The sequence below is a fragment of the Aurantimonas endophytica genome (assembly GCF_014196845.1).
Classification (GTDB): Bacteria; Pseudomonadota; Alphaproteobacteria; order Rhizobiales; family Rhizobiaceae; genus Aurantimonas; species Aurantimonas endophytica.
Genome location: NZ_JACIEM010000001.1, coordinates 1,079,125 through 1,099,183 on the forward strand (window position 1 = coordinate 1,079,125; position 20,059 = coordinate 1,099,183).

At 68.6% G+C, this 20,059-nt stretch carries 20 protein-coding genes; 12 read left to right on the forward strand and 8 right to left on the reverse strand.

Annotated elements, in window-relative coordinates; translation table 11 throughout:
- The first annotated feature begins 11 nt into the window (after window positions 1–11).
- From fdh3B to GGR03_RS05305, 4 genes are read left to right on the forward strand one after another with little or no spacing between them, the layout of a single operon-like run.
- A complete protein-coding gene (fdh3B, locus tag GGR03_RS05290) occupies window positions 12–608 on the forward strand; it encodes a formate dehydrogenase FDH3 subunit beta (protein ID WP_183206478.1) in 597 nt (198 codons plus the stop codon).
- 13 nt (window positions 609–621) lie between these two features.
- On the forward strand, window positions 622–1,695 hold the full coding sequence (locus GGR03_RS05295) for a formate dehydrogenase subunit gamma (protein ID WP_418885010.1): 1,074 nt from the start codon (window positions 622–624) through the stop codon (window positions 1,693–1,695).
- Window positions 1,696–1,700: 5 nt separating this feature from the next.
- Entirely contained in the window at window positions 1,701–2,714 is a 1,014-nt protein-coding gene (locus tag GGR03_RS05300) for a hypothetical protein (RefSeq protein ID WP_183206481.1), read from the forward strand.
- Complete coding sequence (locus tag GGR03_RS05305) at window positions 2,711–2,899, forward strand: hypothetical protein (protein WP_183206483.1); 189 nt, start codon at window positions 2,711–2,713, stop codon at window positions 2,897–2,899. Before GGR03_RS05300 ends, GGR03_RS05305 begins: the two co-directional genes overlap by 4 nt.
- Before the next feature lie 29 nt (window positions 2,900–2,928).
- Here GGR03_RS05305 and GGR03_RS05310 read toward each other — a convergent pair whose 3' ends face one another.
- Entirely contained in the window at window positions 2,929–3,453 is a 525-nt protein-coding gene (locus GGR03_RS05310; RefSeq protein WP_183206484.1) for a metallophosphoesterase, read from the reverse strand.
- Between the two features lie 171 nt (window positions 3,454–3,624).
- Here GGR03_RS05310 and GGR03_RS05315 point away from each other — a divergent pair, with 171 nt between their 5' ends.
- Genes GGR03_RS05315 through GGR03_RS05345 form a run of 7 tightly spaced genes read left to right on the forward strand, consistent with a single transcriptional unit; the run spans window position 3,625 to window position 9,721 of the window.
- Window positions 3,625–4,632 carry an AAA family ATPase gene (locus GGR03_RS05315; protein ID WP_183206485.1) on the forward strand — a complete coding sequence of 336 codons (1,008 nt, stop codon included), beginning with the start codon at window positions 3,625–3,627 and terminating at the stop codon, window positions 4,630–4,632.
- On the forward strand, window positions 4,632–5,573 hold the full coding sequence (locus tag GGR03_RS05320) for a DUF58 domain-containing protein (RefSeq protein ID WP_183206487.1): 942 nt from the start codon (window positions 4,632–4,634) through the stop codon (window positions 5,571–5,573). The genes GGR03_RS05315 and GGR03_RS05320 overlap by 1 nt, the downstream gene beginning before the upstream one ends.
- A complete protein-coding gene (locus tag GGR03_RS05325) occupies window positions 5,557–5,994 on the forward strand; it encodes a hypothetical protein (protein ID WP_183206488.1) in 438 nt (145 codons plus the stop codon). Before GGR03_RS05320 ends, GGR03_RS05325 begins: the two co-directional genes overlap by 17 nt.
- Before the next feature lie 2 nt (window positions 5,995–5,996).
- Window positions 5,997–6,953, forward strand: a complete 957-nt coding sequence (locus GGR03_RS05330; protein WP_183207040.1) for a VWA domain-containing protein — start codon at window positions 5,997–5,999, stop codon at window positions 6,951–6,953.
- Window positions 6,950–7,876 (forward strand): vWA domain-containing protein, encoded by a 927-nt coding sequence (locus GGR03_RS05335; protein WP_183206489.1) that lies wholly within the window; start codon window positions 6,950–6,952, stop codon window positions 7,874–7,876. The genes GGR03_RS05330 and GGR03_RS05335 overlap by 4 nt, the downstream gene beginning before the upstream one ends.
- Window position 7,877: 1 nt before the next feature.
- Window positions 7,878–8,516 carry a tetratricopeptide repeat protein gene (locus tag GGR03_RS05340; protein ID WP_183206491.1) on the forward strand — a complete coding sequence of 213 codons (639 nt, stop codon included), beginning with the start codon at window positions 7,878–7,880 and terminating at the stop codon, window positions 8,514–8,516.
- Window positions 8,510–9,721 (forward strand): BatD family protein, encoded by a 1,212-nt coding sequence (locus tag GGR03_RS05345; protein ID WP_183206493.1) that lies wholly within the window; start codon window positions 8,510–8,512, stop codon window positions 9,719–9,721. The genes GGR03_RS05340 and GGR03_RS05345 overlap by 7 nt, the downstream gene beginning before the upstream one ends.
- Window positions 9,722–9,726: 5 nt before the next feature.
- Here the strand turns inward: GGR03_RS05345 and GGR03_RS05350 are convergent, their stop codons facing one another.
- Window positions 9,727–10,287: a VTT domain-containing protein gene (locus GGR03_RS05350; protein ID WP_183206495.1), complete on the reverse strand. Its 561-nt coding sequence runs from the start codon at window positions 10,285–10,287 to the stop codon at window positions 9,727–9,729.
- A gap of 263 nt (window positions 10,288–10,550) precedes the next feature.
- Here GGR03_RS05350 and GGR03_RS05355 point away from each other — a divergent pair, with 263 nt between their 5' ends.
- A complete protein-coding gene (locus GGR03_RS05355; RefSeq protein WP_183206497.1) occupies window positions 10,551–11,552 on the forward strand; it encodes a ring-cleaving dioxygenase in 1,002 nt (333 codons plus the stop codon).
- A 151-nt stretch (window positions 11,553–11,703) separates the two neighbouring features.
- On the opposite strand, the gene GGR03_RS05360 is transcribed toward GGR03_RS05355, so the two are convergent.
- From GGR03_RS05360 to GGR03_RS05385, 6 genes are all read right to left on the reverse strand, one after another.
- Complete coding sequence (locus GGR03_RS05360; protein WP_183206500.1) at window positions 11,704–14,637, reverse strand: autotransporter family protein; 2,934 nt, start codon at window positions 14,635–14,637, stop codon at window positions 11,704–11,706.
- Window positions 14,638–14,822: 185 nt separating this feature from the next.
- A complete protein-coding gene (locus tag GGR03_RS05365; RefSeq protein WP_183206501.1) occupies window positions 14,823–15,884 on the reverse strand; it encodes an aldo/keto reductase in 1,062 nt (353 codons plus the stop codon).
- Between the two features lie 15 nt (window positions 15,885–15,899).
- Window positions 15,900–16,514, reverse strand: coding sequence for a DAK2 domain-containing protein (locus GGR03_RS05370; RefSeq protein ID WP_183206502.1), 615 nt, complete (start codon window positions 16,512–16,514; stop codon window positions 15,900–15,902).
- A 3-nt stretch (window positions 16,515–16,517) separates the two neighbouring features.
- Entirely contained in the window at window positions 16,518–17,516 is a 999-nt protein-coding gene (locus GGR03_RS05375; protein WP_183206504.1) for a dihydroxyacetone kinase subunit DhaK, read from the reverse strand.
- A 19-nt stretch (window positions 17,517–17,535) separates the two neighbouring features.
- A complete protein-coding gene (locus GGR03_RS05380; protein ID WP_183206506.1) occupies window positions 17,536–18,549 on the reverse strand; it encodes an ABC transporter permease in 1,014 nt (337 codons plus the stop codon).
- Window positions 18,549–20,036: a sugar ABC transporter ATP-binding protein gene (locus GGR03_RS05385; RefSeq protein WP_183206508.1), complete on the reverse strand. Its 1,488-nt coding sequence runs from the start codon at window positions 20,034–20,036 to the stop codon at window positions 18,549–18,551. The genes GGR03_RS05380 and GGR03_RS05385 overlap by 1 nt, the downstream gene beginning before the upstream one ends.
- Window positions 20,037–20,059 lie beyond the last annotated feature (23 nt).

Sequence of the window (20,059 nt, forward strand, 5' to 3'; positions counted from 1 at the left end):
GCGACAAGACAATGGCGCGGATGAAATTCCTCTGCGACGCGGACCGCTGCATCGAGTGCAATGCCTGCGTCACGGCCTGCAAGAACGAGCACGACGTGCCCTGGGGCATCAACCGGCGGCGGGTGGTGACACTCAACGACGGCAAGCCGGGCGAACGCTCGGTGTCGATGGCCTGCATGCACTGCACCGACGCGCCCTGCGCGGCGGTCTGCCCCGTCGACTGCTTCTTCACCACTGCCGACGGCGTCGTCCTTCATTCGAAGGATCTGTGCATCGGTTGCGGCTACTGCTTCTACGCCTGCCCGTTCGGCGCGCCGCAATATCCGCGGGTCGGCAATTTCGGCTCGCGCGGCAAGATGGACAAGTGCACCTTCTGCGCCGGCGGCCCGGAAGCCGACAGCTCCGAGATCGAGTACGCGAAATACGGCAAGAACCGCCTGGCCGAAGGCAAGCTGCCGATGTGCGCCGAGATGTGCTCGACCAAGTCGCTGCTCGCCGGCGACGGCGAGATCATCGCGACGATCTACAAGGAGCGCGTCGCCATGCGCGGCTACGGCACCGGCGCCTGGGGCTGGCAGACGGCCTATCGCGAAACCGTGGAGGCTTGAGACTGCGATGAGGATCATCCGCACGCTCGCCTTCGGGGCGACACTGGCACTGGCGGCCTTTGCCACCCTGCCGGCAACGGCGCAGATCGACGGCGGCAACACGCCGGCGCGCACCGACTCCATTGACCCGCCGGGCGGCGCCCTGCCCGACGGCGCCGATCCGAGCGGCGCCAATCCCACGACCGAGGCGCCCACCGAACAGCAGCTCCTGAACGCGTTGCAGGGCGGCCGCATCGACGGCCGCGTTTCGATCCCGGACAGCAAATCCGCGATCCTCGAGCAGCCCCAGGGGCGTGACTACCGCGCCTTCCGCGAGGGCTGGCTGCCGTGGATCGCCGGCATCGCCATTCTCGGCATGCTGGCCGCTCTGGCGATCTTCTACTTCGTCCGTGGCCGGATCTTGACGGAACCCAGCGAGTTCACCGGCCGCAAGATCCTGCGCTTCAGCTTCTTCGAGCGGTTCAACCACTGGATGACGGCCACCGCCTTCATCCTCCTCGCGCTGACGGGCCTGAACTACATCTTCGGCAAGCGCCTGCTGGCACCGATCATGGGTCCCGACGCCTTCGCGACGATGAGCCAGTGGGGCAAGTACATTCACATGTACGTATCCTGGGCGTTCATGCTCGGGGTGATCTTCATGATCGTCGTGTGGATCAAGGACAACATCCCGTCGAAGACGGACGTGCGCTGGGTCAAGGAACTCGGCGGCTTCGTCGGCGATCATCATCCCCCGGCCCGCCGCTTCAACGCCGGGCAGAAAATGATCTTCTGGGCGGTGGCGCTCGGCGGCGTCGCGCTGTCGATCACCGGCATCCTGATGCTGTTCCCCTTCTCCGCGCTCGACGTCAACGGCATGCAGACCGCGCAGTACATCCACGCCACGGTCGGCGTGCTGCTGGTCGCCATCATGATCGCTCACATCTACATCGGCTCGCTCGGCATGAAGGGCGCCTACGACGCCATGGGCAGCGGCAAGGTCGATCTCGGCTGGGCGAAGACCCATCACAGCCTGTGGGTCGAGGAAGAGCAGGCCAAGACGGCGAAAGGGGCGCAGCTGCGTCCCGACGCGACGCCGGCGGAGTGACGAACATGCGCCTTACCAGACTGATCATGCTCCTCGCCGCCTCGGCAGCGGCAACGCCGCTTGCGCTGGCGCAGACGGCGGCCCCGCCCGCCGCGACGACACCGCCCGCGGCCACCCCGGCACCTCCCGCCGCAGCCACAGAGGCACCGCCTGCCGCCGCGGCGCCGGCGCCTTCCGCGACCGAGGCGCCCGCACCGCCGGCTGCCGCGACGTCGACACCGCCCGCCGCGGCCGCCGCTGAGTCTCCCGCTGCTGGCGCACCGGCGGCAGCAACCGCGAGTGGTCCTGCCAATCTATGTACGGAGCTGGTGACCTTCCTGACGCCGGAGCCGCCCGAGCCGGCAGTCGCGCCGGCAGGCCAGGCGGCGCCTTCTGCGCCGCCGGCAGCGTCCGGCCAGCCAGCACCGGCCGCTCCGTCCGACCAGGCAGCGGCTCAGCCCGCCGCTCCCGGTGAGCCCGCACCGGCTGCACCGGCCGACCAGGCCGGGGCCCAGCCTGCTGCGCCGGGGCAACCCGAACCGGCGGCTCCCACCGACGAGGCCGAAGCGCCGCCGGCAGCGCCAGGCGACGCGGAAGCGCCGGTCGAAGAAGGCGCTCTGGACAGCGAGGCGCAGCCGCAAGCGGCAGACGGCCAGGCAGCGGGTGAACAGTCGGAAGGCGGTTCGGCGCAGGATTCGTCCAACCAGGCAGGTGCCGCGGTAGAGGCCCCCCAGGATGGCAACGCGCCCGTTGCTGCAGGCTCCGGCCAGAACGCGCCGCAGACCTCGGGTCTCAGTGCGCCGATCCCGGCATCGCCGGAACCGGAGAAGAAGGCGCCGACCATGTCGCTCGAGGAAGGCCAGGCTCTCGCCGATGCCAACGACATAGCGGGTTGCCAGCAGGCCGCCCGGTCGATGCGCCGCGAAGGAGTGGACATGCCGCCTGCCTTGATCGCGCTGGCGGCCCTCGACCTTCAGTACCAGCAGACGGCCGCACCGGCTGCCCCGGCACCGACCGCCACTCCCGGAGAGAACCAGTGAAAGCCATCATTTCCGGGATCGTCATTGCGGGAATCGTCGCCGTGATCGCGTCGTTCGCGCTGTCGGAAGCCCAGCGGCAGTCCTACGAGCGATACAGCACCAGCAGCGTCCGGGTCGGAGATCCGGGACACAACCTCGTCGGCGCCGACTGGAGCGGCGACGATCCGGTAGACACCGACAGCTGACCGCCCGCGGCCCCGGCTGATCGCGCGGATCAGCCGGGGAGCTGGCCGACCGCCGCGCCGGTGCGGCGCCGGCGCGGCGCTAGGATCTGCGCCAGGGTCACCGGCCGGAAGTTCCAAGCGTCCACCCCCACGTCGTACTGGCGAGTCTGCGGCTTGAGCTTGCCGTGCGAGTGCCCGTGCAGATCGATTGAGCCCTTGCCCATCTGGTTCCAGGTCCGGAAAGCGTAGTGGCAGAGGATCACCAGGCGTCCGTCGACGGTGAGTTCCTTGTAGGTCTGCACGCTTTCCCAGCCTACAGCCTCAATCGTCGCGCTGTCGTCGTTGTTGCCGACGATCAGCTGCTTGCGGCCGTTGAGCCGCGCCAGCAGCGCCGATTTCATTCCGGCGTCGCCGCGCGCGAAATCGCCGAGATGCCAGACGATGTCGCTCTCTCCCACGATCTCGTTCCAGTAGCCGATCAGCGCTTCGTCATGCGCCACGAGGTCCGGAAACGGCCGCCGGTCGATTCGCAGGATCCGCGGGTCGTTGAAATGCGTGTCCGCCGTGAAGAACATGGGGTGACCCGGTAACAGTTCGGTCTGTGGTCGGCCAGCCCGCCGGGCGATTTGCTAAGGAAACGAAAGCTTCCCCTACCTTTGCATGGAGGCTTGCGACATAATGGGTGAGTCCGGGGGGAGTGGCACCGACCCGCGGCGAAGGAACGTCTGGTCAGGATCGGCAGTGCCATGCAGCAGTCACCCGTAAAGCCACGTCCCGTCGAGCCCGCTTCCGCGGGTCAATCCGGGGACCACGCGCTCGCGGCGCTGCAGCGCGCCGTCGAGACCGGGCTCATCGGGCACCAACCGCTCGTCGAGCGCCTGATGATCGGTCTGTTGACCGGCGGTCATCTTCTGATCGAGGGACCTCCGGGCCTCGCCAAGACGCGAGCGGTGAAGCGGCTGGCGGACGGGCTGGAATCATCGTTCTCCCGCATCCAGTGCACGCCCGACCTGATGCCGGCCGACCTGACAGGTACCCAGGTCTTCCGCCCCGAGCGGGGCGTCTTCGAGTTCGTCGAGGGGCCGGTCTTCCACTCGCTGGTTCTCGTCGACGAGATCAATCGGGCACCGCCGAAAGTGCAGTCGGCACTGCTCGAGGCTATGGCCGAGAACCAGGTGACGGCCGGCGGCGTGACTTACAAGCTGCCCGAACCGTTCATGGTCGTCGCCACCCAGAACTCCATCGAGCACGAGGGCACCTTCCCCCTCCCCGAGGCACAGCTCGACCGTTTCCTGATGCATGTGCTGGTGCACATGCCGGATGCCAGCTCCGAGCTCTCGATCCTCGACCTCGTCGAGCGCGAGGCCAGCGGCGCCGCGCCGAGCATGCCGCATCCGGTGACCGCCGCCGCCATCGTCGCGGCGCGCCGCGCGGCGGCCAACGTCCATCTCGCGCCGGCCCTCAAGGACTATATCGTCCGCCTCGTGATGGCGACGCGCGAGGAGCAGCCGGCACCCGATATCCGCCGCGCCATCGAACACCCGGTCTCGCCGCGCGGCACGCTCGCGCTGGCGGCCTCGGCCAAGGCCCGGGCGTTCCTCCACGGCCGCGACCATGCCGTTCCGGACGACGTTGCCGAACTTGCTCCGGACATCCTCGCCCACCGTCTGGTGCCGACGTGGCGGGCGGCGGCGGACGGGGTGACGGCGCGCAGTCTCGTCACCCGGCTGCTCGACATCGTCCAGCCACTCTGATGAGCCGCATCCTGCCGCAAGCGGCGAACGCCGGGGCAGAGGTCGACGCCGACGAACTATTCCGGTTGCGCCTTCTCGTCCGCCATATCCCGGAACGCGGCCTGGCGCCCACCGGCCGCCCCGGAGGCTTTGCCGGCAAGCGTCGCGGAAACGGCCTCGAGATCGTCGACGTCCGGCCCTTTTCCGAGGGCGACGACATCCGCCATGTCGATGCCGCCGCAACCGCGCGCACCGGCCGGACGCATGTTCGTACCTTCCGCGACGAGCGCGAGAAGACCGCACTGCTGGTCGCGGATTTTCGGCCCTCGATGCTGTGGGGCACAAGCGGCCGTCTCCGGTCGGTGGCGGCGGCGACGGCCCTTGCGCTCGCTGGCTGGCGGGTGATCGAGGCCGGCGGACGGGTCGGCGTCTTCGCGATCGGCGCCGGCGCACCGCTCTATGTCGCGCCGCGCGGCCGCGAGCGCGGCATGGCCGCCGTCGCCGGCGGTCTGGCGCGCGCCCATGCGGGCGCCATGGAAGCCGCGGCCGCGGGCCGCCGCAGTGACCCCGCCCTTTCCACGGCGCTGGAGGGGGCCGTCTCGCTCGTGCCTCGCGACGGCACGCTGTTTCTGGCGACCGGTCTCGATGAGCCGGGCGCCGCATTCGACCCGCTGGTGGCGGCACTCAGGCGCCGAGCCAGGCTGGTGGCGCTGCTCGTCCGCGACCGGTTCGAGACCGCACCGCCCCGCGGCGCCTATCCCTATCTGACGGGCGCCGGATCGACTCTCCGCTGGGCCTTCGTCACCGGCCGCGGACGATCGGCCGCGACGCCCGACCCGCGCCTGGAGCGGCTCGGACGGCTGGGCGCCGAGGTGCGCGTGGTCGATGCCGACGCCGATTCCGAAGCGATGGCTCAGTCGCTGGCGGAACTGTCAAAGGGCTTCGATGCCGGCCGATCCTGATCTGCTCGCGCAGTTGCGCCCGGTGCGCCTGCCGCCGGAATTGCAGGTTTTTGCCTGGGCCGATGTATTCGCGGGCGCAGCGCTCGGCATCCTTGCAGCGTTGGCGCTGCTCGCGGTCCTGCGGCTCGCCACACGCCTGCAGGAGACGCCGCTGACCGTCGCTCGACGGGAGCTGGCGGCGGCCAGAGGCATGCCCGTCGAGCAGCGGCTGTTCCGCCAGGCCGTGCTCCTCGATCGACTGGCGACCGAACGCGAACGGGCAAGCCGCCGGCCCGGCCAAACCGGCAGCGCGCTGGCACGGGCGCGGGCGACGATGGGAGACGCGCTGTATCGGCGTGGCGGGGCGGCCGACCCCGAAGCGATCGATGCCGCGATCCTGGAATTTGCCGGCTCGCTGCATCGATCCGGCAGGGGGGCGTGACCATGTGGAGCTTCGCCTTCCCCTATGCCTTCCTGCTCGTGCCCTTGCCGTTTCTGGCGCTCCTTCTTCTGCCGCCCCGCCGCGCCGCCACCGGCGCCCTGATCGTGCCGGCCGCGATTGCCGAACGGCTGACAGCCGGTTCTGCCAACCGCGTAAAGGCTCGGGCTCGGCGTCTCCTGCCGGCCATGTTGTGGCTTGCGCTGGTCGTCGCCCTGGCGGGGCCGCAACGCATCGAGCCCGTGGCGGCGCTGCCGACGAGCGGCCGCGATATCGTCCTGTCCATCGACCTTTCCGGCAGCATGGAGAAGGAGGACTTCGCCCTCGACGGCGCCCCGGTCTCCCGTCTCGACGCCGTCAAGCGCGTCGCCTCCAGCTTCGTGCGCAGCCGCGCCGGCGACCGGGTGGGCCTGGTGATCTTCGCCGAGACCGCCTATTTCGCCGCGCCCCTCACCTTCGACGTCGAATCCGTCGCCAGGGCGATCGAAGAGGCCGTGATCGGCATCTCCGGCCGCTCCACCGCCATCGCCGACGGGCTGGGCCTGGCAATGAAGCGGCTGGAGCGCTCCGATGCGGCCTCGCGCGTGGTGATCCTCTTGTCGGACGGCGCCAACAATGCCGGTACCGTGCAGCCCGACGACGCCGGCGCCCTTGCCAGACGCCTCGGCATCCGCGTTCATACGATCGCGCTCGGACCGGAGGATCTGGAGACCGCGCCGCAGTCGCGCGATGCGGTGGACACGGCAACGCTCCGCTCGATCGCAAGCGAGAGCGGCGGCGAGACGTTTCGGGTTCGCACAAGCGCGGACCTCGAAGCGGTGACGGACGCGATCGACGCGCTGGAGACCAGCGCCTTCGACCGCCCGGCGGCCCAGATCCATCGCGCCTACTGGGTCTATCCGGGAAGCCTTGCCCTGCTCTTGTCGCTCGGCCTGGTCCTCGGCGGGAGGCGACTGGCATGAGCGACGCCATCGGTTTCGTGCTGCTCCGGCCTTACTGGCTGCTGGCGCTCCCGCTGCTCGCAGTGGTGGCGATGATCGACGCCCACCGGTCGCGCGGGCTCGCAGGCTGGGAGCGAGCCGTCGAACCGAAGCTTCTGGCGACGATGCAGCGTCTCGGTAGTGTCGTGCCCGGCGCGACGCGGCGCAAATGGCTGCCGATCTTCATCGCCGCGCCGATCGTGCTGGCACTCGCCGGACCGGGCTTGCGGGACAGCAACCCGCCGACCTTCCGCAATCTCGACGGCATCGTCCTCGCCATGGACGTGTCGCGTTCGGTCGCCGAGGGCGGCGGGCTCGACGATGCCGAGGCGGCCGCCCAGCTGGTGCTGCAACGGGCCGGATCGCGGCCGGTCATGCTGATCGTCTACGCCGGCGACGCCTTCGTCGCGACGGCGTTCACCAGCGACCCCGAGGCGCTCGGCTCGACCCTTGCGGTCCTCGACGCAGAGACCGTGCCGGCCACCGGCAGCCGCCCCGACCGCGCGCTGGCGCTGGCAGGCCGGACGCTTGCCGACGCGAACATCGTCAATGGCGACGTGGTGCTGATCACCGACGGCGACGGCATCGGTCCGGACGCTCTCGCCGAAACCGCGTCGATGCGAGAGGCCGGCGTGCATGTCTCGGCGATCTTCGTCGAGCCCACCCTGCGGCCCGGCGACATGCCGGCGCCCGATCCGGGCGGCTTGGAGGGCCTGGCTGAAGCCGGCGACGGTTTCTATGCCGCGGCGAGCGAGCCCTGGACCGTCGCCGAGGGCATCGGGCAACGCGCGGCAAGCCGCCTGGAATCGAGCGACTACGCCGTGCTGTTCGTCACCGACTACGGCCGGTATCTGCTCATCCTGGCGCTGATCCCGGCGCTGGCCCTGTTTCGCAGGACGAGCTGAGATGCGGCGCCTCCTCCCCTTCGCGCTGGTCGCCGTCGCCGTCCTGGCTGCCGTCATTGCGGGCCCGGCCGCCTTCGCCCGGCTGGCCCTGTCAGCGGGCGCACCCGACATCGCGGCCCGGCTCGCGGACGATCCGGTGACGCGGGGCGTCGCGCTCTTCGCGGCGGGCGACTACGCCGCGGCCGATGAAGCGTTCCGCGAGGCCGGGCGCTCGGCGACGTTCAATCGCGGCATGTCGCTCGCAGCGCTTGGCCGCTACGCCGAGTCCGTCGCCTATTTCGAGGCGGTACTTTTTCTCGATGCCACCGATGCCGATGCGCGGTTCAACCGCGATCTCGTCGCCCGCTTCGTCGATCCGGTCATCGGCGAGGCGAACACGATCGACGGCATCGCGGCGACCGCCGACGCCCCGGAAGCCGACGCGGCCCAGGCCGAGCAGGCACCGCCCAGCACGCTCACCCTCGCCGAGCAACGCTCGGTGGTTCGCCCGCGTACCGGCCAGGCGGTGGCCGCCAGCGAGGCCTGGCTGACGACGCTGGCCGACGATCCCGGCCTCTATCTGAAGCTGCGGCTGCAGGCGGAGCATCAGCGGCGCCTCGATCTCGGCCTCGCCAACCCGCCGGAGGACACCGCATGGTAGGTTTCGCGCTGCGGATCCTGATCCTTGCTTTCGCCTTTGCCGTGCCGGCCGCTGCCGCGCCCGAGATCGCGGCGCGCGACGCCAGGCTGACGGTGGAGATCGACCCCGCCCCGGCGACGCCGTTCGAAGGCGAGATGATCCTGATCACCATCCGGGGCCTCTATGACGTCACCATCGGACTTGAGCGGCTGGTGCAGCCCGATCTGCGCAATTTCGGCTGGGTGCAGCTCGGCCGTGACAGCTGGACGACGCAGCGCATCGAAGGCCGCCAGCTGACCGTCTTCGAGCGGCGCCTGGCGCTCTATCCGGAGGCCGCCGGCGAGCTCACGATCGCGTCCTTCACCCATCGCCTGACGCTGGTTGCAGGCAACGGCGAACGTTTCGAGCACGACGTCGTGTCGCCTCCCGTCACCGTCGCCGTCGAGCCGCGGCCGGCGAATGCCGGCGCCTGGTGGCTTCCTGCCCGTTCGCTCACCTACAGTGACGAGTGGGACCGCGATCCCGCCATGCTCGCCAATGGCGAGACCGCGACGCGAACGGTGCGGATCGAGGCGACTGGCCTGCCGGCCAACGCGCTCCCCCCACCGCCGAAGATGCTGGCGCCGTGGCTGATTTCCTTCCTTGCGCCGGAGCAGCGCAGCGTCGAGCTAACCGAAGACGGCCCTGTCTCGACGGTCGAATGGCAGTGGCGCATGCGGCCCGTCTCGTCGGAACCGGGGCGCCTGGAAGCCTTTCACATCCCCTGGTTCGATACGTCCACACGCCAGATGCGCGATGTCGTCCTGAATTCGCAGCGCATCGCATTCGCCGCGATGGCTGAGCCGGCAGCTGGCGGGATGGCGGGCTTCTTCGCCGCGAACGCCGCGCTGCTGGCGGGTGCCGGCAGCTTTCTCGCGGTGCTGGCGCTGCTCCTGCCGGGCCGCAGGCTGCGCAGCCGCGCGGAGCTGGCGCGGCTTGCCCGGCGCATCATGCCCGATCGTGATGCCCTTGCGCTCCGCCGCGCTGCGCGCCGCGGCGATATGCCGGCCACGCGGCTGGCGGCACGCGGCCTCGTCGCCCGTTCGACAGGCCCGAAGCGTGCCACGCGCCAAAACGCGCTCTCCGCGCTCGATCGGCATCTTTACGGACGTTCCCCCACGACCGGCTTCGACCTGCACGCGTTCGTCCGCACCATGCTGCGCGGCAGCCGGACCGCCGGCGACTGACTGGCCTAAGACGCGCGGCGGCGGCGCACGAGACGGATAGCCAGGACCATCAGGAGCACGACTGCCGCCACGCCGATCGCCCAATGCTCGATCGATCCGATCCGCCCCATGACTGCCTCGATCGACTGGCTGAAAAGATAGCCGAGCGAGATGAAAGTGGTGGCCCAGACGCAGGCGGCCACGGCGTTGACCGCAAGGAAGCGCCACGCCGAGACGCTCGTAGTGCCGATGGCCACCGGGCTGACCGTCCGCAACCCATAGAGAAACCGGAAGCCGAAGATGAAGCTGTTCGGGTAGCGTTCGAACGTCTGCAGGGCGCGCTGGAAAGCGGCCTTGTCGCGGATGCGCCGAACGAATGCCGTGTCGCGGTACCGGCGCCCCAGCGCGAAGAAGACCTGATCGGCGATGAACGACCCGGCCGTTGCCGCGATCACCGCGGGCCCGAAGCCGAACAGTTCGCGGTGGACCATCAGCCCGCCCAGAAGGACGATCGTTTCTCCCTCGACACCTGAGCCGACAAGGAGTGCGAGGAGCCCGTAACGGGCGATCAGATCTTGTAGATCCACGGGAGCGGATAGTCCTCGGTTGGGAAGCCCGCGCCAAGATCGCCGCTCCGGTGCCAATGTTCCATTCGCCGGGGTGCCGGGCAACGGCAAATCGCTCGGCGCCGACGATTCCGCACTGCCCTCCGACGAGTACGACAGGACCGCGCAGACGCATGCCGGTCACCGGAGACCGACGCCCCTCGCCCGAACCATTCCGACACGGCGAGAATGCATCTATTCTGAGCCGCGAACCGTGCGCCCAGCCAACCGGAGCAGATGCGACCATGACGACCAGAGGCATCCATCATGTCAGCATCATCGCCGGGACGGCTGCCCGCAATGTCGCGTTCTACACAGGCGTCCTCGGCCTGCGGCTGGTCAAGAAGACCGTCAATTTCGATGATTCCGGCGCCTATCACCTTTATTACGGCGACGAGACCGGCCGTCCCGGCAGCGTCATCACCTTCTTTCCGTGGGAGAATGTCGCGCCCGGGCGCCTCGGCATCGGCGAGACGCAGGAGACCGCCTTCCGCGTGCCGCAGGGCGCCATCGGCTACTGGACGCATCGCTTCGTCGACAAAGGCGTCGCGCATGAGCGCCTGGAGAAGCGCTTCGGCGAGACCGTCCTGCCCTTCCGTGACCCGGACGGCACGCGCCTCGCCCTCGTCGCGGTGCCCGGCATCGAGGCCGAACCGGCCTATGCCGATGGCGGGATTCCCGCTGAGAACGCGCTCCGCGGCCTGCACTCCGTCAGCCTCCTGCTGGAGGAAGTCGGGCCGACCGGCGCCATCCTGACCGACGTGCTGGGCTTCCGGCAGAGCGCCAGTGAGGGCTTCCTGACCCGCTTCGACAGCGGCGCAACGCTCGGCGGCATCGTCGACATCCGCGCCGTCGGCGATTTCCTGAAACCGCGCCAGGGCGGCGGATCGGTGCACCACGTCGCGTTCCGCGCCGCCGACGATGCGGAGGAGGCCGCGATGGTGAAACGGCTCGCCGAGAACCACGGCATCACCACGACGGACCAGCTGGACCGCAACTATTTCCGCTCGGTGTATTTTCGCGAGCCGGGCCATGTCCTGTTCGAGATCGCGACGGACATTCCGGGTTTCACCGTCGACGAGAAGCTGGCCGACCTCGGCAGTTCCCTGAAGTTGCCGGCGCAGTTCGAGCCTTTCCGTCAACGCATCGAGGCGGCCCTGCCCGCCATCGACGCTCCGGGAAGGCCAGCCGGATCCGCCTTCGGCGCGGCTGCGGCGGTGGAAGACGATTCCGCTCCGCGCGACTAGCCGAGCCGAGGGTCGAACGCCGTCGCCGCTGGGGCTCGTCGTCGCCTGATCGACACTTCGAGACCGCCATGGGCCGGGGTCTGGCGAGCGATGCCGCAGCATCGCCCTGGAGCTGGACCCGACGCCTTGAGCCGCGTCTCGACGATAGCCCCTAGAACTGCCACCGCAGATTCGCCTGCACCGCATTGGCGGTGACGTCTTCGGCGAACTGGCCGAGATAGGAGACGCCGAAGCTGGTCCGTTCGCTGAGCGCGAGATCGGCGCCGATTTCCACCAGCGCGGTGTTCTGTGCGAGCGGCGTACCGACCACGGTGAAGTCCGCGGAAGGCGCGGCGACGAAGGCCAGCCGCGCCTCGGGCGTGGTGTCGCCGAAGGCGTACTGCCAGGTCAGCGAGGCGTTGGGCTTCAACGCCATGCCATTGGGAAGCGCGATCTCCGTCGCCACCCTCAGACCGAGCGAGGAATAGCCGACATCGGTGGAGCTCGATCCGCTGGTCAGTCCGGCCGCGGCGCCCGTCTCGGTAAAGCCGTCGTTGTGGACATTGACGTAGGCAAGGCCCGCAAAGGGCTCCAGTGCCAGTTCGCCGACCGCGAAGCCGTAGCCGATCTCGGCAAAGCCCTGGGCGGTCCCGCCGTCATAGTCGCCCTCCGCCCGCTCGCCATAGCCCGGATAGGCGATGGTGCGCGAGACATCGATCTGATTGAAGGCATAGCTGGCGCCGAGGCGCAGGTTCCAGGGTCCGTACCCGGTGCCGGCATAGAGCGCCAAGAGCAGGCTATCGACGTCCGACGAACTTGCCAGCGCGTCGGTATCGGCGGTGGACCGCGAGTAGCCGATGGCCGCACCGACGAGCCAGTTTTCGACCGTGACATCGGCGCCGGCGATGATGCCCTCGATATCGGCATCGACGTCGGCGACGCCGCTCCCGCCATCATAATCGCTCCAACCGCCGAAGGCCTGACCCCAGACGGTGCCGTCGAAAGTCGGTGCAGCACCCTGCGGCGCCATGCTCGGCGATGGCGCGCCGAAGGTGGTGGACGGCCCATAGGCGAGCGTTGGGCCGCCATTGGAGAGGGCTGCCATCGGGCCGGACTGGTCGGCATAGCTCTCCTGGCGCAGGCGTCCAAGGAGCGCCTGGCGGCTGTAGAGGCTGTCGCCGGTCAGCACCGATTGCTGGCTCGCATAGGCCTCGCCGGACAGCGCGCTGAGAGCGCCGGGCAGCTGGCCGGCGGTGAGGCTGTAGAGCGGCTCCAGTCCCGCCGGCAGACCCGTCAGCATGCCGTTCGTGCCGGTGTTGATGAACCCGTCGAGCGCGGAACCCACCGCGGTCTGGTTACGCGTCAGATTGGCGAGGCCGGCGATATCGGCGGTGAGGCCGAGCGTCACCGTCGTCGCACCATAGTCGAGACTTGCTGCGAACAGGTCCGGCAGACCGGCGATGGAGACCGTGTCGAACGTCCCGTTGATCCCCTGCGTCGCGCCGACGAGCGTGTAGCTTTCGGCGAAATTCAGGGTCTGGAAGGAGATCCCGAGCGTACCCGCCAGTCGCGCCGTGCCGGTGATCCCGAACGCATCGTTGCCCGCGTCGAGCATCCGCACATTGAAGGTACCGGCCGAGGTCTGGACGAAGGTGCCCCCGAACAGGTGCGTGATCGGAATGCCGGTACCGGACACGCTGATCAGGCCGCTGTTCTCGAACCGCTTCTCCACCCCCGCCGTGGCGGCGATCCGGCCATCGATGACGCCCTGGTTGACGATGATCGTACCGGCGCTGGTCGGGCCGGTGCGCAGGGCATCGGCGACAGGCGTGGCATACAGGATGCCGTTATTGAGCAACGTGCCGTCGCGACCGTGCATCTCCGCCGCGGCACCGGCGAGGCCGGTCGCGGTGATGGTGCCGGTGTTCTTCAGCACGCCATAGGTCTCGCCGCGCATGCCGATGCCGGCAGTGCCGCTGACCTCGACGGTGCCGCTGTTGATGATGTCCTCGCCACGCCGTCCGGAGAGGACGGCCGTATTGTCGGCGTCGGAGATCAGCGTGCCGGTGTTGCGCAGCGGGTTGTAGATGCCGGGAATGGTGGCGAGATAGCCGTTGATGCCGTTCGCGTCGACGTAGATGCCGACGACGTTGTCACCGTAGGCGGAATTCGACGAGACGAGCGCACCGGGGATGTCGATGTTGTGCCAGGTATGCAGCCCCAGTGCGTCGACATGCATGACCGCCGGATGGACGACGCCGTCCGCCGTGACCCAGTTCACCACGAGGTTGTATTCGTCGGGTCGTCCAGCACCTGTGATGCCCTCGAAATGCGTGGCGACCGCGAGCGGGTGGTCATAGGTCTGGTAGGTGCCGGTCCGCTGGTCGTAGATGTAGCCGTGTTCGAGGTGGCGTACTCCGTCGACAAACGCCTCGCCGTAGCCGCCGGCGATCTTGTCGCCGTAGATGCCGTAGGCGGTCGTGCTGATGGCCCCCGGAATGTTGTTGGTCGTGTAGGTGCCGGCATTGATGTCGTAGATGAAGGCGTTGCCGGTCGCAAATCGCGTGTCGTAGTTGCCGACTACGTGGTTGCCGAACGTGCTGTGCGCGATGGTGAAGAGCGTGTCGGCGCCGGGATAGGCAAGCAGCGTGTTCTGCTGGCCGGGCAAGGCGGCGCCGTCATACAGATAGCTGAGGTCGTAGGGGTTGGAGGCCTCGGTCTTGTAGCTGCCGACCACGCGAAGGACGCCGTCCGGGTTGCCGAAATGCGGGCCGTAGGGCGACGAACCGATGGCACCGGGGAAATTCGCGCCGTTGTCGGTCGCTTGGGTCATGGGAGACCAGACCTGGGTCGCGATGTTGTAGTAGAGCCCGCCCGTCTGGCCGCTCTCGGGGATCGTGTAGTTGCCGACGATATTGTCGTCGCGGATGCCGGTGAGGAACGTTCCGTTGGTGCCAAAGTTCAATGTCTGGAACGATGTCGGCTCAACCGAAATCACGGACTGCGCCTGAACCGGATGCGTCAGGGCGCTGCTGCCCAGGAGCAAGGCGACGAAGCCCAGCGAGCGTGCGCGACGCTCGTAAGTCCGCACCGATTGATTTGTCATGGCTTCCCCCAGCGCCCTGATACGGGGCTGAGGAACGTTAGGCGTCTACGCGGCGGAAGGCGATCCACTTTTTCGCCCGAATTAGGCCACGAAGTCGCTTTCTTGGCCGAACGACAAATATACCATAGTTTGACGAGTAATCGCTGTGGTTACCTTACGATCGTCCCGGAGCGAGGTCCTCTTCCTCACACCAGGCCGAGGTCGCGATAGCTGTCGTGCAAGGCTCGGTCCGCGTCGCAGAACCGTTCGGACGCGAAATTGTGCTGGTGCCAGTACGGATAGAGGTAAGGCGGTCGGCTCACCTGGTTCAGGCTTTCGAGCTCGTCTGCCGAGAGCTTCAGGGCCGCGGCTGCGATGTTCTGCCGGAACTGCGCCTCGCTCAGGCCGCCGACGACCAGCGTCGAGATCCCCGGACGCGACAGCGTCCAGGCGAGTGCGACCTGCGCCGGTGAGACGTCGCGGGTCTCGGCGATCTCCACCAGGCGGTCGACGATCCGCCAGAGCCGCCCCTCGTCGCGGATCGGCGGCTCGCTCCAGCCGGCCGCCTGCCGCGAATCCGCCGGCCGGCTGTCGCGCCGGAAGGCGCCCGACAACAGCCCCGCCGCCAGCGGTGACCAGACCATGACGCCGACGCCCTGGTCGACGGCGATCGGCAGGAGTTCGTATTCCGCCTCTCGGGCCTCCAGCGTGTAGTGGATCTGCTGGGCGGAAAAGCGGGGCAGCTTCTCGCGCTCGGCGATGCCGAGCGCCTTCATGACGTGCCAGCCGGAATAGTTTGAGCAGCCGGCATAGCGGATCTTGCCCTGGCGCTGCAGCGTGTCGAGCGCCGCCAGCGTCTCCTCGAGCGGCGTCAGCCCGTCCCATTCGTGCATCAGGTAGATGTCGATGTGGTCGGTGCGCAGCCGCTTCAGGCTCCGCTCGCATTCGCGGATGATGTGGTAGCGCGAGGCGCCCTCGTCGTTGGGGCCGGGTCCGATCCGCATCCGGGCCTTGGACGAGATCAGCACCTCGTCGCGCCGTCCTTCCAGCACCTCGCCGAGAATCTCCTCGGAGCGGCCGAGCGAATACATGTTGGCCGTGTCGAAGAGGTTGACGCCGCCTTCGATGCAGACGTCGACGAGGCGCCGCGCCTCGGCGACGCCCTGCGAGGCAACCTTGGCGAAGGCGCCCTCGCCGCCGAACGAGAACGTCCCCATCGCGATCGCCGAGACCTTGAGGCCGGAACGGCCGAGCGTCCTGTATTCCATGGCGTCGGTCTTCCGTTACGAGGTCTGGTCGGCGAGCGGCTCGACGATGCGCAGGAACGCCAGCTGGCCGGGGTCGTCGAGCGCCGCGCTCTTCTCGGCGAACATACGGGCGCGGCCGAGCTTGCAGGGCTTGCCCTTGAAGGCCTCCAGCGTCGCGCGCGCCGCTTCGACCGCCGCTGCGGCCATGGCCTCCGGCGCCACGCCCTCCAGCGCCTGCGCCGTCCGGTCGAGACTGTCGAGCACGGTCTTGGCGCCAAGCTCGCCCTTCCCTCGCGCCATCATCGCGTCGCGCGCCGCGGCGACGAGCGCCGGTATCTCCGACGCGGGGACTTCGGCCCGTCCCTTGGTCGCCTTGGCGGCTGCCATGAAGCCGGTGGCGACCAGCGTGCCGTAGGAGGAGGACGATACCCGCTGGAAGGCCTTGGCGCATTCCAGCAAAGCAAGGCCCACGTCCTCCGGCAGGTCGGCGTTGGCCGCCTCGCGAAACCCCTTGGAGACGGTGATGCCGAGGTCGCCGTCGCCCAGCTGACCGTCGGCGGCGTTGAGCTCGGCTGCGGCCACTTCCGCCCCCGCCGCCACTTTCCCGAGCGCGGCGGCGATGGCTGCCTTGTCGATCGTCGTGCTGCTCATCGCTCAGCCCACGCGCCAGTAGGCGCAGGCCGCCGGCGCCTTCAGGTAAGTCTCGAGTTCGTCGTCGAGCGCGATGACGGTCAGCGTCGCGCCGGTCATCTCCATCGAGGTGGCATAGCGGCCGACCAGCGGCATGACGATCTCGACGCCGGCCTCGTCGAAGCGCTGCCGGACGCGCCGGTACATGATGTAGAGTTCCTCGAGCGGCGTCGCGCCCAGCGAGTTCACCAGCACCGAGACCCGGTCGCCGCGGGCGAGCGGACGGTCGGCAAGGATGCGGTCGATCATCTCGTCGGTGATGGCGTCGGCGGGCTTCAGGCTGTCGCGCCAGATGCCGGGCTCGCCATGGATGCCCATGCCCATTTCCATCTCGCCGTCGCCGATCTCGAAATTCGCCTTGCCGGCCTGCGGCACGATACAGGGCGACAGCGCCATGCCGATCGAGCGGCAGGCATCGGCGGCCTTCTGGGCGATCCGGGTGACCTCGTCGAGATCGGCCATGGTGTCGGCCGCCGCGCCGGCGATCTTGAAGGCGTAGATCATGCCGGCGACGCCGCGTCGCTTCTCGGCCTCTTCCTTCGGCGCCGAGACGACGTCGTCGGCGAGCACCACCGTCGAGGTGCGGATGTCGTCCTCCATGTCGACCATCTCGCCGGCCATGTCGAAGTTCATGACGTCGCCGCCGTAATTGCCGTAGAGGCGCAGGACGCCGGCCCCGCCATTGGCCCGGCGGATGGCGCCGGCCATCTGTTCGGCCGACGGGCTGGCGAACACGTCGCCGATGGCGCAGGCGTCGAGGAAGCCGGGACCGACATAGCCGGTGAAGACCGGCAGGTGGCCGGAGCCGCCGCCGGTGACGATGCCGACCTTGCCGGCGATCGCCCCGCCGGCGCGGGCGATGACCCGGCGCTCGGGCTGGGCGTAGAACTCGGGATGCGCGGCGGTGAAGCCTTCCAGCATCTCGTCAACGTAGTCTTTCGGGTCGTTCAGGATCTTCTTCACTCGGATCTCCCTCGAAGTTTCAGACGGCGGCGCGCGCCAGGCGCTCGCGTTTCGCACGATGGCGGTCGGTCAGGATGGGCAGGCCGGTGCCGATGATGATCAAGAGGCCGACCACCACGCGCTGCCAGTAGGACGGTACCCCGGCGCTCAGCAGCGAGGTGTTGATCATGGTGATCACCAGGGCGCCGAGCAGCGCGCCGGTGACGGTGCCATGCCCGCCGGTGATGCGCGCGCCGCCGAGGACGACGGCGGCGATAACGTTGAGCTCGGTGCCGACGAGGTCGAACGGGTTGGCCATGCGCGACAGGGTCATGTGCGTCATGCCGGCGAGCCCGGCGATCGCGCCGGCGATGACGTAGATCCAGATCTTCACCCGCGCCACGTCGATGCCGATGCGCCGGGCCCCCTCCTCGGATCCTCCGATGGCGTAGATCTTCCGGCCGAACATCGTGAAGTTCATCAGTATGGCGACGAAGATCGTGACGCCGACCAGCACCACGAAGGAGAGCGGCAGCGAGACGAGCTGGCCGACGGCGTTCTCCATCCGCACGATCATCGTCCGGGCGAAGCTGATGACGTTGCGCGGCACGCTCGTGAGATAGGTCGTCCCGACGAAGGTCAGGAGCGCGCCGCGGAACAGGCTGAGCGTGCCCAGCGTGACGATCAGCGTCGGCAGCCCGAGCCCGCCGATGAGCAGGCCGTTGATCAGACCGAGCGCTGCGCCGATCAGCGCGCTCGCCAGGAACAGGCCGACGATCGGCACGTCGATGTCGACGCCGAGCACCAACGTCATCGTCGTGTACATCGCAAAGGCGCCGATCGCCGTGAACGACACGTCGATGCCGCCCGAGGCGAGCACCATCATCACGCCGAGGGCGAAGATGCCGGTCACCAGCGAGTTGCGCATGAGGTCGACGATCGTCGCCACCGAGAGGAAGCCCGGGTTGGTGATGCCGATGGCCAGCGCGAATACCAGCGCCATCAGGAGCACGACACCCTGCGCCGAGCCGAGAATGTTCGACAATCCGCGCATCAGCTACGCCCCTCCCTGGTGACTTCGGCATAGATCTGGTCTTCGTCGACGGCCTCGGCGTCGAAGCTGGAGGTGATCCGGCCCTTCACCATGATCAGGACGCGATCGGACAGCGCCATGGCTTCGCCGATATCATCGGTGACGACCATCACGGCGGTCCCCGAGCGGCTGAGCGCCAGCAGGATCTCGTGGATCTCCCGCTTGGAGCCGATGTCGACGCCGACGGTCGGTCCGTTGAGGATGATCAGGCGGGGCGAGCGCTCCATCCACCGCGCGAGGACGACGCGCTGCTGGTTGCCGCCCGACAGCGTCGCCACCGACGGCTCGACACCCGGCGTCTTGATGCGCAGCCGTTCGACCGCCTTGCGCGCTTGCGCCTTGAGCCGGCTGCGGCTGAGGAAGCCACGCTCCTTCAGGGTGGCGACGGTGATGTTGTCGCCGATCGGCTGATCAAGGAACAGGCCTTCCGTCAACCGGTCTTCCGGCACATAGGCGATGCCGGCATCCATGGCCCGGCGCGGGCTGTCGAGAACCGCCAAGGTGCCGTCGATCTCGATCCGGCCATCGTCCGGAGCCATCAGCCCGAACAGCGACAGCGCGAGTTCCGTGCGGCCGGATCCGAGCAGGCCGACGATCGAAACGATTTCGCCCGGCCGCAGATCGAGCTCGATATCGGCGTAGTCGCCGCGGCGCGTCAGCGAGCGCGTGGTAAGGAAGGGTTTTGCCTCGGGCGCGGCGTCGCGTCGCAGGCGCTGGGTGTCGACGTCGCGGCCGGTCATCTCGCGGCCGAGCCTGTGACCGTCGAACTCGGTCGCCGGCCCCTCGGCAACGACCTTGCCGTCGCGCAGGATGGTGATCGTGTCGCAGAAGGCGAAGACTTCCTCGGTCTTGTGGCTGACGAACAGGAAGGCAACGCCGTCGGCCTTCAGCGCCGCGATGATCTCGGCCAGATGGCGCACCTCGCTGCGGGTCAGCGCCGTCGTCGGCTCGTCCATCACGATGATGCGCGCCTCGTTGGCGAGCGCCCGAGCGATCGCCACGAGCTGCTTGGAGGCGACCGGCAGGGATTCGACCAGGGCATCCGGGTCGATAGCGACCTGCATCCGCGCCAGTGTCTCGCGCGCGATCCGCTTCTCCGCCCCGCGCCGGTGCCAGCGCTCACCATTGGCGACGAATTTCAGGAAGGCGATGTTCTCCGCCACCGTCAGGTTCGGAAACAGCGAGAAGTCCTGGTAGATCACCGACAATCCAGCCCCGATTGCTTGGCGCGGATCACCGGTGAGGAGGTTGCCGGCGACCCTGACGGTACCGGCGTCGCTGCCGACCACGCCCGACAGGATCTTGATCAGTGTCGACTTGCCGGAGCCGTTCTCGCCGGCCAGGCACCGCACTTCGCCCGGCATCAGCGACAGCCCCACGTCCTCGAGCACCGTCACGGGCCCGTAGGCCTTGCGGATGCCGGTCATCGAGAGGACGGGTTCGGCCATGTTCGTCTCCGGTGGATTGCAGG

Bases quoted from the DNA above. Each gene is read 5' to 3' on its own strand.
- fdh3B (WP_183206478.1), top strand. From the start codon at position 12: ATGGCGCGGATGAAATTCCTCTGCGACGCGGACCGCTGCATCGAGTGC.
- GGR03_RS05300 (WP_183206481.1), top strand. From the start codon at position 1,701: ATGCGCCTTACCAGACTGATCATGCTCCTCGCCGCCTCGGCAGCGGCA.
- GGR03_RS05310 (WP_183206484.1), bottom strand. From the start codon at position 3,453: ATGTTCTTCACGGCGGACACGCATTTCAACGACCCGCGGATCCTGCGA.
- GGR03_RS05315 (WP_183206485.1), top strand. From the start codon at position 3,625: ATGCAGCAGTCACCCGTAAAGCCACGTCCCGTCGAGCCCGCTTCCGCG.
- GGR03_RS05320 (WP_183206487.1), top strand. From the start codon at position 4,632: ATGAGCCGCATCCTGCCGCAAGCGGCGAACGCCGGGGCAGAGGTCGAC.
- GGR03_RS05325 (WP_183206488.1), top strand. From the start codon at position 5,557: ATGCCGGCCGATCCTGATCTGCTCGCGCAGTTGCGCCCGGTGCGCCTG.
- GGR03_RS05330 (WP_183207040.1), top strand. From the start codon at position 5,997: ATGTGGAGCTTCGCCTTCCCCTATGCCTTCCTGCTCGTGCCCTTGCCG.
- GGR03_RS05335 (WP_183206489.1), top strand. From the start codon at position 6,950: ATGAGCGACGCCATCGGTTTCGTGCTGCTCCGGCCTTACTGGCTGCTG.
- GGR03_RS05340 (WP_183206491.1), top strand. From the start codon at position 7,878: ATGCGGCGCCTCCTCCCCTTCGCGCTGGTCGCCGTCGCCGTCCTGGCT.
- GGR03_RS05345 (WP_183206493.1), top strand. From the start codon at position 8,510: ATGGTAGGTTTCGCGCTGCGGATCCTGATCCTTGCTTTCGCCTTTGCC.
- GGR03_RS05355 (WP_183206497.1), top strand. From the start codon at position 10,551: ATGACGACCAGAGGCATCCATCATGTCAGCATCATCGCCGGGACGGCT.
- GGR03_RS05360 (WP_183206500.1), bottom strand. From the start codon at position 14,637: ATGACAAATCAATCGGTGCGGACTTACGAGCGTCGCGCACGCTCGCTG.
- GGR03_RS05365 (WP_183206501.1), bottom strand. From the start codon at position 15,884: ATGGAATACAGGACGCTCGGCCGTTCCGGCCTCAAGGTCTCGGCGATC.
- GGR03_RS05370 (WP_183206502.1), bottom strand. From the start codon at position 16,514: ATGAGCAGCACGACGATCGACAAGGCAGCCATCGCCGCCGCGCTCGGG.
- GGR03_RS05380 (WP_183206506.1), bottom strand. From the start codon at position 18,549: ATGCGCGGATTGTCGAACATTCTCGGCTCGGCGCAGGGTGTCGTGCTC.
- GGR03_RS05385 (WP_183206508.1), bottom strand. From the start codon at position 20,036: ATGGCCGAACCCGTCCTCTCGATGACCGGCATCCGCAAGGCCTACGGG.